Source organism: Methylobacterium sp. BTF04, from assembly GCF_010692745.1.
GTDB lineage: Bacteria > Pseudomonadota > Alphaproteobacteria > Rhizobiales > Beijerinckiaceae > Methylobacterium.
In genome coordinates, this window is the sequence record NZ_JAAHTB010000068.1 from 1 (window position 1) to 13,080 (window position 13,080).

Annotated in this window: 12 protein-coding genes; 3 read left to right on the top strand and 9 right to left on the bottom strand. The window is 64.4% G+C overall.

The window, feature by feature from the left end:
• On the top strand, nucleotides 1–885 hold an 885-nt coding region (locus tag G3T14_RS21855), incomplete at its 5' end, for an IS66 family transposase (protein ID WP_163644631.1).
• 140 nt (nucleotides 886–1,025) lie between these two features.
• Here G3T14_RS21855 and G3T14_RS21860 read toward each other — a convergent pair.
• The 8 genes from G3T14_RS21860 to G3T14_RS21895 form a co-directional block, all read right to left on the bottom strand.
• Nucleotides 1,026–1,574, bottom strand: a complete 549-nt coding sequence (locus G3T14_RS21860; protein WP_163644632.1) for a formaldehyde-activating enzyme — start codon at nucleotides 1,572–1,574, stop codon at nucleotides 1,026–1,028.
• A 184-nt stretch (nucleotides 1,575–1,758) separates the two neighbouring features.
• Nucleotides 1,759–3,057, bottom strand: coding sequence for a type III glutamate--ammonia ligase (gene glnT / locus G3T14_RS21865; RefSeq protein ID WP_163644633.1), 1,299 nt, complete (start codon nucleotides 3,055–3,057; stop codon nucleotides 1,759–1,761).
• Between the two features lie 86 nt (nucleotides 3,058–3,143).
• Entirely contained in the window at nucleotides 3,144–4,490 is a 1,347-nt protein-coding gene (locus tag G3T14_RS21870) for an FMN-binding glutamate synthase family protein (RefSeq protein ID WP_163644634.1), read from the bottom strand.
• Nucleotides 4,490–5,179 (bottom strand): protein glxC, encoded by a 690-nt coding sequence (locus G3T14_RS21875; RefSeq protein ID WP_163644635.1) that lies wholly within the window; start codon nucleotides 5,177–5,179, stop codon nucleotides 4,490–4,492. The genes G3T14_RS21870 and G3T14_RS21875 overlap by 1 nt, the downstream gene beginning before the upstream one ends.
• A complete protein-coding gene (locus tag G3T14_RS21880) occupies nucleotides 5,179–6,072 on the bottom strand; it encodes a glutamine amidotransferase family protein (protein ID WP_163644636.1) in 894 nt (297 codons plus the stop codon). The genes G3T14_RS21875 and G3T14_RS21880 overlap by 1 nt, the downstream gene beginning before the upstream one ends.
• A 453-nt stretch (nucleotides 6,073–6,525) precedes the next feature.
• A complete protein-coding gene (locus G3T14_RS21885) occupies nucleotides 6,526–7,587 on the bottom strand; it encodes a DUF3445 domain-containing protein (protein WP_163644637.1) in 1,062 nt (353 codons plus the stop codon).
• Nucleotides 7,588–7,597: 10 nt separating this feature from the next.
• Complete coding sequence (locus tag G3T14_RS21890; RefSeq protein WP_163644638.1) at nucleotides 7,598–8,545, bottom strand: PDR/VanB family oxidoreductase; 948 nt, start codon at nucleotides 8,543–8,545, stop codon at nucleotides 7,598–7,600.
• Nucleotides 8,542–9,117 carry a dimethylamine monooxygenase subunit DmmA family protein gene (locus G3T14_RS21895; protein WP_163644639.1) on the bottom strand — a complete coding sequence of 192 codons (576 nt, stop codon included), beginning with the start codon at nucleotides 9,115–9,117 and terminating at the stop codon, nucleotides 8,542–8,544. The genes G3T14_RS21890 and G3T14_RS21895 overlap by 4 nt, the downstream gene beginning before the upstream one ends.
• 627 nt (nucleotides 9,118–9,744) lie before the next feature.
• Here G3T14_RS21895 and G3T14_RS21900 point away from each other — a divergent pair.
• Complete coding sequence (locus G3T14_RS21900; RefSeq protein WP_163644640.1) at nucleotides 9,745–10,350, top strand: XRE family transcriptional regulator; 606 nt, start codon at nucleotides 9,745–9,747, stop codon at nucleotides 10,348–10,350.
• A 520-nt stretch (nucleotides 10,351–10,870) separates the two neighbouring features.
• Here G3T14_RS21900 and G3T14_RS25210 read toward each other — a convergent pair.
• Nucleotides 10,871–11,155 (bottom strand): hypothetical protein, encoded by a 285-nt coding sequence (locus G3T14_RS25210; protein ID WP_246733491.1) that lies wholly within the window; start codon nucleotides 11,153–11,155, stop codon nucleotides 10,871–10,873.
• A gap of 499 nt (nucleotides 11,156–11,654) precedes the next feature.
• On the opposite strand from G3T14_RS25210, the gene G3T14_RS21910 reads away from it, so the two are divergent.
• The gene (locus tag G3T14_RS21910; protein WP_163644641.1) at nucleotides 11,655–13,010 is read left to right on the top strand and encodes a transposase; all 1,356 of its coding nucleotides are present in this window, start codon (nucleotides 11,655–11,657) and stop codon (nucleotides 13,008–13,010) included.
• Nucleotides 13,011–13,080: the final 70 nt, after the last annotated feature.

A 13,080-nucleotide genomic window follows, 5' to 3' on the forward strand; every position in this document is an offset into this window, starting at 1 on the left:
GCCAACATCCGCGCCTTGGTGATCTATCTGCGCTCGGTCCAGGGTATCCCGCTGGCGCGGCTGCGCGACGTGCTCTTCGACCTGTTCGGCTTGTCGATCAGCGAGGGCGCGCTCGTCAACATCCTGTCGGCCGGCGTCGCGCCGTTCAAGGCCGCCGTATCGCTGATCAAGGCGCACCTGCTGACCGGCACCGCCATCGCGTCTGACGAGACCGGGGTGCGGGTCGGGCGAGCCAACTGGTGGCTGTGGGTGTTCCACCACGGCGACAGTGCCGTCTTCGTCGCCGATGCCCATCGCTCGAAGGCCGTGGTGGAAGCCTTCCTCGGCGATCACCGGCCCGACTTCTGGACCTCGGACCGCTTCGGTGCCCAAGCCGGATGGGCCAGACGGAACCATCAGGTCTGCCTGGCGCACCTGATCCGCGACGTCCAATACGCCATCGAGGCCGGCGACGCGGTGCTCGGCCCCAGCCTGAAGGGGTTGCTCAAGCGGGCCTGCGCCATCGGGCGACGGCGGGCGGAGCTCAAGGATTCCACCCTGAAGACCTACGAGGCCGATCTCGAGCGCCGCCTCGACCGTATCATGGCACGCGACCCAACCAGCCCGGCCGGGATCAAGCTCAAACGCATCATCAAAAAGACTCGCGCCAACTTCTTCGTCTTCGTCCAGAACCGAAGTCTCGAAGCGACCAACAACGGGGCGGAGCGGGCCCTGCGACCCTGCGCCGTCTACCGCAAGATCACCAACGGCTTCCGCCAGGAATGGGGCGCTCATCTCTACGCCGACATAAGGTCCGTCATCGAGACCGCACGACGACGCTGCGTCCGCGCTATCGATGCCATCCGCCTCACACTGAAAAGCCAACCGATCGACGCACCCGCGTGAGCCCAGCATAACCCCCTGAGCAATTACGTATAAGTTCGCCAAGACATTTCATCCCGTGGCGTCCAGAAAGGTTCGACCTTTTTCCTTGATGGTGGAATGACCGGCAAACAGTCGTTTTTCCAACTAGCAGGGCCGGATCTTCAGATCTTACCGTCGAGGCCCATCTGGTAATATTTGTGCACGATGTTGTCCTGGTTCTCAAGCAGCCAGTCGATCGAGGGCTCGTTCGTCATCGCCTTGCGGATCGCCTCGGTCATGCCCCTGCGCTGGATGTCGAACAGCGCCTTGTGGTCGACGGTCTCTGCCTCGATCACGCCCGGGCTGAGCCAGACCGAGCAGATGATGCCGAGATCGTTGGCCTTCTCCTTCGGGATGTAGCCGGCCCGCACCGCATCGAGCACGCCGTTGGCGATGGCGAACTGCACCGTTCCCATCAGAATCGAGGTGTATTTCGAGGTCTCGACGCTGACCTTCGAGACGCACAGCGTCACCGGCCGGACCATGATGTCGGTGTTGAGCAGCGCGAAGACGCGGCTGTGGCCGACGACCTGATCGCCCGTCAGGGTGGCGAGCGCGGTGCCGACCGGCCCGTCGAGTTCGCCGATGATCACCTCGGGCTCCGCCGCGGTGTTTGGCGGTCCGCCGGCCACCAGCGCCTCTCCGGCGCGCAGGATGATGCGTTCGCTCACTTGGGAAGCCTCCGAAATGATACCTGTCACCGGTTGGTGATCGGGCGGTTCGTCGATTCTGCACCGCAACGTCGCGCGGGCGGCATTGCGGTGTCGGGGATAACAGGTGCACCCCGGCGCAGAGCGCCACATCGTCCGAGGGGATGCGTCTCAAGGGACGCATCCCCTCGGCAGGATCGCGACCTCAGCAATCCAGCGTGGTGTCGCGCTCCCACTGGGTGAGGTGACGACAATAGGCGTTCCACTCCTCGTGCTTCAGCTTGAGGTAGCTCGGAACGAAGCTGCCGAGGGCCTCGTTAAGAACGTCGCAGTTCTTGAGCGCCCGCATGGCGTCGAGCATGTTCAGCGGCAGCTGCTTCACGCCCTCGACCGTGTGGCCCTCTGTGTACATGTTGATGTCGAGTCGCTTACCCGGGTCGCGGCAGTTGCGCATCCCGTCGAGGCCCGCGGCGAGAATGCCCGCTTGCAGCAGGTAGGGGTTGGCCGCGCCGTCGGCGAGGCGGAACTCGAATCGGCCGCCGTCGGGTATCCGGATCATGTGGGTGCGGTTGTTGCCCGTGTACGTCACGGTGTTCGGTGCCCAGGTCGCGCCGGAGGTGGTGCGCGGCGCGTTGATGCGCTTGTAGGAATTGACCGTCGGATTGGTGATCGCGGCGAGAGCATCGGCGGTGTGGATGATGCCACCGATGAAGTGGTAGCCCTCCTGCGACATGCCGATCTCGTCGGACTTGTCCGCGAAGACGTTGCGGTCGCCGCGCCAGAGCGAGACGTGGGCGTGGCAGCCGGACCCTGTCAGGTCCATGAAGGGCTTGGGCATGAAGGTCGCCCGGAAACCGTGCTTCTCGGCGATGGAGCGGGTCATGTACTTGAAGAAGGCATGCCGGTCGGCCGTGACGAGAGCGTCGTCGTAGTCCCAGTTCATCTCGAACTGACCGTTCGCGTCCTCGTGGTCGTTCTGGTAGGGCCGCCAGCCGAGTGCGAGCATGCCATCGCAGATCTCGGTGATGACGTCGTAGCGGCGCATCAGGGCCGACTGGTCGTAGCAGGGCTTCATCTGCCGGTCGGCCATGTCGGCCGGCTCGGAACCGCAAGGCGTGATGAGGAAGAACTCGCACTCGACGCCGGTCTTCATCTGCACGCCGTCGGTGGCGGCGTCGGCGATCAGGCGCTTGAGAATGTTGCGCGGGGCCTGCTCGACGGGCTTTCCACCCATCACGAGATCGGCCGGTAGCCAGCCGACTTCCGGCTTCCAGGGGAGCTGGATCAGGCCGTCGGCGTCGGGCACGGCCACAAGGTCGGCGTCGGCCGGGCTCATGTCGAGCCAGGTCGCGAAGCCTGCAAAACCCGCCCCGTTCTTGCAGGTGCTCTTGATGGCCGAGGCCGGCACGAGCTTGGCGCGCTGCGTGCCGAACAGGTCCGTGTAGGACACCAGGAAATACTTGATGTCGCGTTCTTTCGCGACGTTCTCAAGATCGAGCGTCATGGCGTACTCTTCCATTGGGCGGCCAGCTTGTTGTGGCCTTACGAAAGACAAAGGGCCACTCCCGGCGTGAGCGGCCCTCATCGATGTCAGAAACCCGACTTGCCCGGGACCCAGCTTGTTCCGGCAAGCGGGACGCCCGCCATTGCCGCTGCCTCGATGGTAAGGGCAACGAGGTCCTCGGGTTCGAGGTTGTGGAGGTGGCTCTTGCCGCAGGCGCGGGCGATGGTCTGGGCTTCGAGCGTCATGACCGCGAGGTAGTTCGCGAGACGCCGTCCCCCGAGGACCGGATCGAGGCGGTCCGCCAGGTCCGGACGCTGCGTCGTGATGCCGGCGGGATCGTTGCCCTCGTGCCAGTCGTCGTAGGCGCCCGCCGTGGTGCCGAGCGCCTGGTACTCCGCCTCCCATCGCGGATCGTTGTCGCCGAGCGCGATCAGCGCTCCCGTGCCGATCGCCACCGCGTCGGCCCCGAGTGCCAGCGCCTTCGCCACATCCGCCCCGGAGCGGATGCCGCCGGAGACGACGAGCTGCACGGTGCGGTGCAGGCCGAGATCCTGCAACGCCTGGACGGCAGGGCGGATGGCGGCGAGGATCGGGATGCCGACATGCTCGATGAACACGTCTTGGGTAGCGGCCGTGCCGCCCTGCATGCCGTCCAGCACCACCACGTCGGCACCGGATTTCGCCGCCAGCGCGGTGTCGTAATAGGGGCGCGACGCGCCGACCTTCACGTAGATCGGTTTTTCGCCGCCCGTGATCTCGCGCAGCTCCTCGATCTTGATCTCGAGGTCGTCCGGCCCGGTCCAGTCCGGGTGTCGGCAGGCGGAGCGCTGGTCGATGCCGGGCGGCAGGCAACGCATGTCAGCGACCCGTGCGTTGATCTTCTGGCCGAGCAGCATGCCGCCGCCGCCGGGCTTTGCTCCCTGGCCGATGACGATCTCGATGGCGTCGGCCCGACGCAGGTCGTCCGGATTCATGCCGTAGCGGGAGGGCAGGTACTGGTAGACGAGCTTCTCGGAGTGCCCGCGCTCCTCCTCGGTCATGCCGCCGTCGCCGGTGGTCGTCGAGGTGCCGGCCAGCGTGGCGCCGCGTCCCAGCGCCTCCTTGGCGTTGGCCGAGAGCGAGCCGAAGCTCATGCCCGCGATGGTGATCGGGGTCTTGAGCGTGATGGGCTTCGAGGCAAAGCGGCCACCGAGCACCACCTCGGTGACGCAGCGCTCGCGGTAGCCCTCGAGCGGGTAGCGGCTGATCGAGGCGCCGAGGAACAGGAGGTCGTCGAAATGCGGGAGCTTGCGCTTCGCGCCCGCCCCGCGGATGTCGTAGATGCCGGTCGCCGCCGCTCGCCGGATCTCGGCCATCACGTCGGGGGTGTAGGTCGCGGAGAAGCGCGGGTGCGTGCGCGGTAGGCCGCGCGGATCCTTGGGGTTCTCGGCCATCAGTAGGCTCCGGCGTTGTCAACGTTGAAGTGGTAGAGGCGGCGTGCCGAGCCGTAGCGCTTGAACTCAGACGGATCGATCTCGCCCGCCAAGCCACCGGCCTGGAGCTTGGCGAAGAGCTGCTCGCGGTGCTCGTCGCGCATCTCCTTCTCGATGCAGTCGGAGCCGAGGCTCTTGACCGAACCCCGCACGTACAGCCGGGCCTCGTAGAGGGAGTCGCCCAAAGCCTCCCCCGCATTTCCCAGCACCGTGAGGGTGCCCGCCTGCGCCATGAAGGCAGACATGTGCCCGATCGAGCCCTTCACCAGGATGTCGACGCCCTTCATCGAGATGCCGCAGCGGGCGCCGGCGTTGCCGTCGATGACGAGCATTCCGCCGTGGGCCGTCGCCCCGGCCGCCTGGCTGGCATCGCCGCGCACATGGACGAAACCCGACATCATGTTCTCGGCGACGCCGACGCCGGCATTGCCGTTGATGAGCACGCTGGCGTGCTTGTTCATGCCGGCACAGTAATAGCCGACGTTCCCTTCGATCTCGACGCTGATGGGGGCATCGAGACCCGCCGCGATGGCATGGCGCCCGTCAGGCCCTGTGACGGTCCAATGCGTCTCGTTGGTATCGGGCCGGAGCGCGTACAAAGTGCGATTGAGCTCGCGCAGGGGCGAGTGTTTCAGGTCGAAAGTCGGCATCAGTGGCGCTCCCAGGCGTAGACCTTGGCGGGCTCGGGTTCGAAGACGCGGGCCTTGTCGATTCCGGGCAGGCCGACGAGGGCCCGGTACTCCGATCCGAAGGCGACGTAATCGTCGGTCTCGGCCATCACGGCCGGCTTGCAGGCGATCGGATCGCGAACCACCGCAAAGCCTGTTTCGGTGCCGACCACGAAGGTGAAGAAGCCGTCGAGATCGGATAGGCTCGACTCCAGCGCCTCCTTCAGGGAGGCACCCTCGCGCATGCGCCAGCTCAGGTAGCCGGCGGCGACCTCGGTATCGTTCTTGGTGGCGAACGACAGGCCCTCGCGCTCGAGCCGCCGCCGCATGTCGTTGTGGTTCGACAGCGAGCCGTTATGCACCAGGCACTCGTCGGTGCCGGTGGAGAACGGGTGCGCGCCGTTCGTCGTCACCGCGCTCTCGGTTGCCATGCGGGTGTGGCCGATGCCGTGGCTGCCCGTCATGCCGGCGAGATCGAACCGGGCCGCCACGCTGGCGGGCAGCCCGACCTCCTTGTAGATTTCCATTCGGCGGCCCGAGCTGACGACGTCGACGTCCGGCGCGTTGGCTTTCAGCCACGTGCGAATCTGATCCTCACGCTCCTCGGGGACGGAGATGACTGTGTGCGTGTCGCGCGCGACCTTCTCGAAGGTGCGATCGAAGAGGCCCTCAAGCTTTTCTACGGCTTCGGAAAGGACACCCTGGCTGGGGCCGCGAAGGGTCAGCTTCACGCCGGCGCTGTCGGAGCCGTAAATGGCGAAGCCTGCGCTGTCGGGGCCACGGTCGGTCATCGTTCCGAGCATATTGGACAACAACGCACCGAGCTGCGGCTCTAGCTTGGGATTTTTTAGAAACAACCCAACAATACCACACATCACAAGCTCTCCGCGTCATCAGGTGCGATGGATACTGGTCGCACGAGATCGGGACCCCGTCAACCGGCTGTCACAATTTTTTCCTGGCACGAAACAAAAATCATGTCGTCCGTTGTACGGAAGACATGCCGGCCGGCGCGCGGCCGCCTTAAAGAGGCGTGTCTCGGACGTCGGTACCCGGTCCGGGTGCCTGCGCTTCGGGGAATTCCTAGTTCCAGGCGCAGCGGAGGACCACCTTCGCGGCGCAGGCCCAAGGCGCCGCAGGACCCCGTGCGCCGTTTCCCGACAGCCCCCGCGCATTCGGGCAAACGTGGGTCGGCGCAGTAACCCACGGTCCCGAAGCCGCGCGAGTCCGGATCGCGCACCCACGGCGCTCCGGCGGGGTCGACGATGCCCATGACGAACCGTGTCGCCCGACCTGGCCGATCGGGCGACACGGGCGATTCCATTGCTTCAGTTGGTCAATGACGACTGGTCGGGTTGAATGCCCAAGGACAATGTCGCACCGTCGTCCCTCGCGGAAAGGCGGGACATGACCAGGTCCTGATACCGGGTGAGCCCCTTGTACTCGGCCAGTTCGGGCGGGAGCGACTTCAGGACGCGGTGCAGTCGCTTACGCCACTTCTCGACCCGCTCGATATCCTCCAGGCTGATGAGATAGCAGCGTACGCCGAATAGGATCGCGTTCGAGCGAGGCAGGCGGAAGAGGGTCTGCAACTCGACGCGTAGATGCACCTTCTGGGCAACGTTCTCTGCCGTAACGGTCGTTCGATCCGGCCCCCAATCCGGATAGTTCTCAGGGGATGTGTCCATTCGCGGATTGATCGTCATGGTCCAGTTCAGGCGGCGGACCGGATGTCCGTACTGGAGCCGCAGAAGATACTGCAAGGCACGGTCGAAAACGCCGATATCGTGGGCCAGGGGGACGGGTCCATGCCATTCGTGAAAGCTCATGCCGATGTCGAATTCCAGCGACCAGTCGGCCTGGCATGTGACCATGCCGCCATCGACGTACAGGTTGTGATCTCTCTGGTCCTGCAGCGTGAAGTCACCCTGAGCCTGACGTGTGACATACTCCAAAGGTTCATAGGGAAGCGTGTTCGCGTCACCGAAGACGAACCGTTGATCGATGTTCAGAGGCCGGTTGATCCAGTGCCAATCGGAACCGTCCCTCGTCAGCGAGAAGTGCTCCGGATAATCCGTAGCCAAGCTCTCCATGATGAGCTCGAGCGTATCCCACTGGGCCGGCATCATGTGCGGCAGGACACGGCAACGCTTCGGGTCCCCCTCCAGAACCAGGGCGCGCTCGCGACATTCGGCGACGTAGTGTTCGTCGACGTCGAAGGCATGCTCGTACACGGGGCATGCGCCGTTTTTAACATGCGGCTCCATGTTGACCGAGTACATGTATTTGTCTTCGCCGAATGGAAACGGGAAGCGCAGGACAGCCGCCTCGCTGTTCTTGTACGAAAACTCGTTTCGAAAGGTCTCGTTGGTTTTGAACTGAACGCCCATGGGTGCCTCCTTAAAAGTCCAGCACGAGAGAGCCGGACTTTGCGCGTGAAACGCAAGTGGCGATCAGGCGCCCTTCGGCCTTCTCTGCGTCGGACAGAACATGGTCCCGGTGGTCGGGTTCGCCGTCGACGACGGGCAGAAGACAGACCCCACACGCGCCGCCGCGGCAGAGGCATGGCGCCTCTATTCCGGCACCTTCCAACGCCTCCAGCAGCGACTGCGTCTCGCCGACCTGGATGGTCTTCTGGGACTGCGCCAGCCGAACCACGAAGGGTCGGCCGCCGCTCGCGGCACCAAAGCTCTCCTGGTGGATCGCGTTCTCCGGCCAGCCGATTTCGCGCGCCGTTCGCGTGACGGCGTTCATCAGCCCTTCCGGACCGCAGGTATAGACGTGTGTCCCGAGCGGCTGGTTCGAGAGGATCTCCGTGAGCGAAGGCCGCGACTGTGATCCATGCACCCTGACGTTCCCGCCTCCGTCGCCAAGAAGGCCTCGGAAATCGGTGACCTCCTCCGCCGAGCAGAACTGATGGAGTTCGAACGCCGCCGAGCGGGACCGCAGCTCGGGCAAGTAGGAGAGAAACGGGGTCAGGCCTATCCCGCCACCGATCAGGATGTGCTTGCGCGCGAGCGAGGCGATCGGAAACAGGCTTGCCGGGGGGCTGATTTCGACCTTCTCGCCTTTCGCCATGACATCGTGCAGAAAGTGCGACCCGCCTCGCGAATCCTGCGCGCGCCGAACGACGATCGCATAGTGATCGCGTTGGTCCGGCGGCGTGACGAGCGAGTACGAATTCTTCCAGACCCTATCCTGGCCACGAAGGGTTATCAGGATGTGCGCGCCGGGCGCCGCCGTCGGAAACTCCCGGCGTCCTTCCGGGGCGAACCGGAAACGCTTCAGCGAGGGGCTTATGCTCTCGATGTCGACCACGCGCGCCGACAGATTTCCATCGAGGATCATAGATAAGCCTGTTCTGCGGGAGGAACGTCACCGGGTACCTCCGCGTCGACTTTCACCCCCATGAAAGCGGAAAGCCGGCGCGAGAAATGGTCACGAACGAACAGATTTGCACCGCACCCTTCGCAGCACACGATCGTCGTGGTCACCCGCTCGTTGAAGGTCCGGCAATGCACGCAGTGGACGCGCCGCGCTAGCGATCCAAAATGGGAGAGGAAGACTTCCCGCTTGTCCATTCCGGCGCCCTGCGCAGCACTGTAAACATCCCAGAGGAAGCTTTCCTTGCCGGCCGCGTAGAGCCGAAGCCCCATCTTCTCTTGCTTGAGGTGATGGCCGAGGCGGTCGAGCAGGTGCCGGACGGACCGGAAGCTGCGCCGGTTCTGGTGCGGGGGAGCTTCGAGCGCAGCCTCGCTTTCAAGCGACGCAACGCTCCAAACCTCGAGCTCGGCAGCCTCGACTACGAGCGACCCGGACGGGTAAGACGGGGCATCGACGACCAACAGGTGCCGCAAACCCGTCCGATCAATCTGAAGCCGGTCGTATGTAGGTCGGCTTTTGATGCCCTGATCGATCATTCCTCAGGTCTCCGACAGCAAAGAAGCGCTCGACATGGGTTGCGGTGGTGGACGACCGCGAAGGGCGGGATAACCGCGACAGCGGACAAGCATCGCCCGGAATCCAGCCTGTCGCGGTTCCGATGTCGCCCAGCTTATGGCATTATGCCGAAGAACCTGTACTATTCTGCTTCCCAGATTCCCGTGGGTTCTTTCTAGGAATTATATTTTCGCTAAAGGAACTCAGATGTCAACCGTAGTTTTTGTGTTGCTGTGCAACAAGAACTCGCACTTGCCAGTGAAATGAGCAGACGTCGGGGTTTAGTTCATATGTTGCGGAAGCCGGCGGGAGGGGCTCGCCGTGATGCCTCAACGACCGCAAGCGCACTTATCCTGCCGCCTTCGGGCTCTTGCCGCCTTTACGGAATGACTACCGGCGCGCTGGCATTGACAGCAGGTTGAATTATGCTCCGGCCCGCGACAACCAGGTTCGACGAAACGGTTCACAAGCGAACTGCGGCGCAGCATAAGTCGTCTGAGGCGGACCAGGGTTCGTTGGTGCGTTGGCCGGGACCGGTGGCGCATCAACAGACCGAGCAGCCATCTATGACCGCAGCTTCAAGTTCCATAACGAATTCGACGGACCGTATGCTGAACACCGCCTCAAATGCGCCCATCGAGGAAAAGCGGACCCTGGAGCGCGCCCTCGGCCATCAGATCCGGACGCTGCGCCGCGAGCGGGACCTTTCCGTGGCCGACCTCGGAGCGGCCGCCGGCATCTCGCCGGGCATGATATCAAAAATTGAGAACGGACAGATCTCGCCCTCGCTGGCGTCCATCAACGCCGTCGCGAGAGCGCTCAACGTGCCGATCACGGCGTTGTTCACCGCCTTCGAGGAGAGCCGGGACTGCTCCTACGTGAGGCGCGGCCATGGCGTGTTGATCGAGCGGAGCGGCACCAAGGTCGGCCACGTCTATGAACTTCTTGGCGCGGGCCTGAGGGGCCAAGTGGTGGTCGAGCCCTATCTGATCACGCTCAGAGAGGACGCCGAGCCCTACACGAGCTTTCGGCACTCGGGCATCGAGTTTATCTACATGTTGACGGGCGAGGTGGTCTATCGCCATTCCGGCCAAGATTATCATCTGAGGCCCGGCGACACGCTACTGTTCGACTCCGGAGCACTGCACGGGCCCGCGAAGCTGATCCAGACGCCGATGACCTACCTGTCCATCATCGCCTACCCGCGCCCTTGACGCCATTCTCGATCCGGGTCGGCGGTTCGGCGGTGAATGAGGAGCCGTCTTGTTTCCACCTGTCTGGATCTCTCGGAAGGGCCAGGTGGATTCCCTCCATGATCCGACCCCCGACAACTCCCGAGCGGCCAGAGCGCGAAGCGACGGAAGGGAGAGCGGGCGTCCAAGCCGTTTGCCGCTCCGCTCTCAGGTCCGCTCGGCGTCTGACTTCGAGGGTTCGCAGACACATCGGTCGCAGTAGCCCTTCTCCACGACCTCTGGCGCGTTTCGCCGCGAGCGTCGTGGACAGATATGCAGAGCGATCTTACTGCCCCTGATGGTGCCGCGGCCCCTGCCCCGGAACGGAACCTCGCGGTCTAACGAGGGTGACGCCATGGCCTGCAAGGGAAAGCGGCATCCTTCGTTCGGGAGGGGTGCCGATCTTTTCCCCTCGCCCTTTCCCGGCTCGATGCCCGCGCCTGCCGCGCCGGCCCATTGGGAAGGCGGAATGACGTTGGAGCCTAGCGGCATGCCGCCTGGGCTAAGCGGCGGCGGCTCCAATCGACGGGTGTCCGATGGATTTCACCGGCGCGACCACGTGGAGGATGGGAGGCTGGCTCCGCGCCTCCTCAGGGCGCTGCCGCGCCTTCTGCAAGTCCATCAGAGGCTGCAGGCTGCCTTCGGCCAGGTCCAGCAGTTTGGCCTCTCGCCACCGGAACTTATCGGCGCGGCGCTTGGCAAACCAGCGAGGCTTCCTCTCCTCGACAAGCAGCACAAGTTTGCCCGACCACGTTTTCCGGAACCAGAAACGACCCGTCAACGACATCACGCCACCGCTTCTGACCGCGCCGCCCCGACGCCTTCTGCATGGCGGCGGGTTCCCGGGCCATTAACGCCGAAGGCCCTGCCGCGAGAAACGCTTAATGCTCCGTCACGAGATGTTCGGTCCCGGCATTTGGGGGAGTGGATTGCTCCCGGATTGGCAGGCCTCGGCCGACCATGCGTTGCCGATGGCTTCGGACGGTGCCATGATGCGTGGAGGTCTTGAGGCTGCGCTGCGAGGTTGCAGGCGGCGACGCAGCCGGCCGTCGAAGCGCTTATCCAACCTCGGGAACCTGCGCGGGTTCGTGACCTGCCCCACCTGCGGCCATCACCATGAGCTTAGCACGACCGCAGCCAACGTCGCCGCAACTACGATCGCCGTAGCCGACAACGTGACGGCCGTCCTTAGCTCGACTTTGCGCATTTTTTGACGGCCGCTGCTGAGTCGATTTTGGCGGGCACCGGCTTCCCCAAGCAGGCAATCTGCTCTGGGAGTAACGGTAATGATCGGCCCTATTTTTGATCGCCGATCAGCGGGCTGGCTAGCTCCCTTCCAGGTGCTGTTCACGCGTCCGACATGGCAGCGCGTCCTCGTACTGGTCGAGGGCGCGATTTTAACGCCCCACCGTCGAACGATCAGCGCGGCGCTTCGCGCCACTGGTAAAAGCGATGGTGCCGATTTCGGGCTCTACCACGCCGTGCTGAACCGATGTCACTGGTCCGCGCTGACCGCCGCCCGCATCTTGTTCCTGATGCTGGTCGACCGGTTCGCAGCTGCGGGACCTGTCGTGATCGGTCTCGACGACACCATCGAGCGGCGATGGGGTGCCAAGATCAAGGCTCGTGGCATCTACAGGGATCCCGTGCGGTCGAGCCATGGTCACTTCGTCAAGGCCAGCGGACTGCGCTGGCTGTCGGCCATGCTGCTGGTGCCGGTTCCCTGGGCGGGGCGCGTCTGGGCCTTACCCTTCCTGACCGTGCTGATGGCGTCGGAACGCGCCGCAGCAATGCGCGGGGTCAGGCACAAGACGCTGGTCGATGGCGCCCGCCAGATGATGCTGCAGATTGCCCGCTGGCTGCCGGGCCGCCCCATCGTCATCGTGGCGGACAGCGCGTTCTCCGCCATCGATCTGCTGGCTGCGGTGCGGACCCGCGTCAGCGTCGTGACCCGGATCAGGCTCGATGCCCGTCTGTTCGCCCCCGCGGAACCGCGTGAGGCCCGCACGATCGGGCGACCACGGCGCAACGGCGAGCGGCTCCCGACATTGGCCGAGCGCCTTCTCGACCCGCAAACAACCTGGAAGACGCTGATCGTCCACGGCTGGTATGGCGGAACCGAGCGACGCGTGGAGGTCGCGACCGGCGTCGCGGTGTGGAGCCACCCAGGTCGACCGATCGTGCCGCTGCGATGGCTTCTGGTGCGCGACCCCCTCGGCCTCTTCAAGCCGCAAGCCTTCCTATGCACCGATCAAGGCGCCAGCCCTGAAGACATCCTGTCCTGGTTCGTCCGACGCTGGGCCATCGAGGTCACCTTCGCCGAAGTCCGTCGGCACCTTGGCGTCGAGACGCAGCGGCAGTGGTCCGATCGCGCCATCGCCCGAACGACACCGGTGCTGCTCGGTCTCTACGCCCTCGTCACCGTCTGGGCTGACGATCTTCATCAGTCACAGGCGCTCGTCGTGCGATCCGCCAAGTGGTACCGCAAGACGAGCCTGACCTTCACCGATGCCATTGCCGCGGTTCGGCGTCAGATCTGGGCCGAAGCAGCTTTCAGGATATCTCCGCAACGGACTGATAGCGCGAAAATACCAAGCCACATCTACGACCGTCTCGCAGACATCGCCTGCTACGCCGCCTAAATTGCGCAAAGTCGAGCTTAGAGTCCGTCCGATAAGTCATTCTGCTCGGCCCAGCCTTCGGACGAGGATC

What these genes read in the sequence shown, in the direction of transcription:
- G3T14_RS21870 (WP_163644634.1), bottom strand. Translation starts at nt 4,490, where the DNA reads ATGGCCGAGAACCCCAAGGATCCGCGCGGCCTACCGCGCACGCACCCG.
- G3T14_RS21880 (WP_163644636.1), bottom strand. Translation starts at nt 6,072, where the DNA reads ATGTGTGGTATTGTTGGGTTGTTTCTAAAAAATCCCAAGCTAGAGCCG.
- G3T14_RS21910 (WP_163644641.1), top strand. Translation starts at nt 11,655, where the DNA reads ATGATCGGCCCTATTTTTGATCGCCGATCAGCGGGCTGGCTAGCTCCC.
- G3T14_RS25210 (WP_246733491.1), bottom strand. Translation starts at nt 11,155, where the DNA reads ATGTCGTTGACGGGTCGTTTCTGGTTCCGGAAAACGTGGTCGGGCAAA.
- G3T14_RS21875 (WP_163644635.1), bottom strand. Translation starts at nt 5,179, where the DNA reads ATGCCGACTTTCGACCTGAAACACTCGCCCCTGCGCGAGCTCAATCGC.
- glnT (WP_163644633.1), bottom strand. Translation starts at nt 3,057, where the DNA reads ATGACGCTCGATCTTGAGAACGTCGCGAAAGAACGCGACATCAAGTAT.
- G3T14_RS21900 (WP_163644640.1), top strand. Translation starts at nt 9,745, where the DNA reads ATGCTGAACACCGCCTCAAATGCGCCCATCGAGGAAAAGCGGACCCTG.
- G3T14_RS21890 (WP_163644638.1), bottom strand. Translation starts at nt 8,545, where the DNA reads ATGATCCTCGATGGAAATCTGTCGGCGCGCGTGGTCGACATCGAGAGC.
- G3T14_RS21885 (WP_163644637.1), bottom strand. Translation starts at nt 7,587, where the DNA reads ATGGGCGTTCAGTTCAAAACCAACGAGACCTTTCGAAACGAGTTTTCG.
- G3T14_RS21895 (WP_163644639.1), bottom strand. Translation starts at nt 9,117, where the DNA reads ATGATCGATCAGGGCATCAAAAGCCGACCTACATACGACCGGCTTCAG.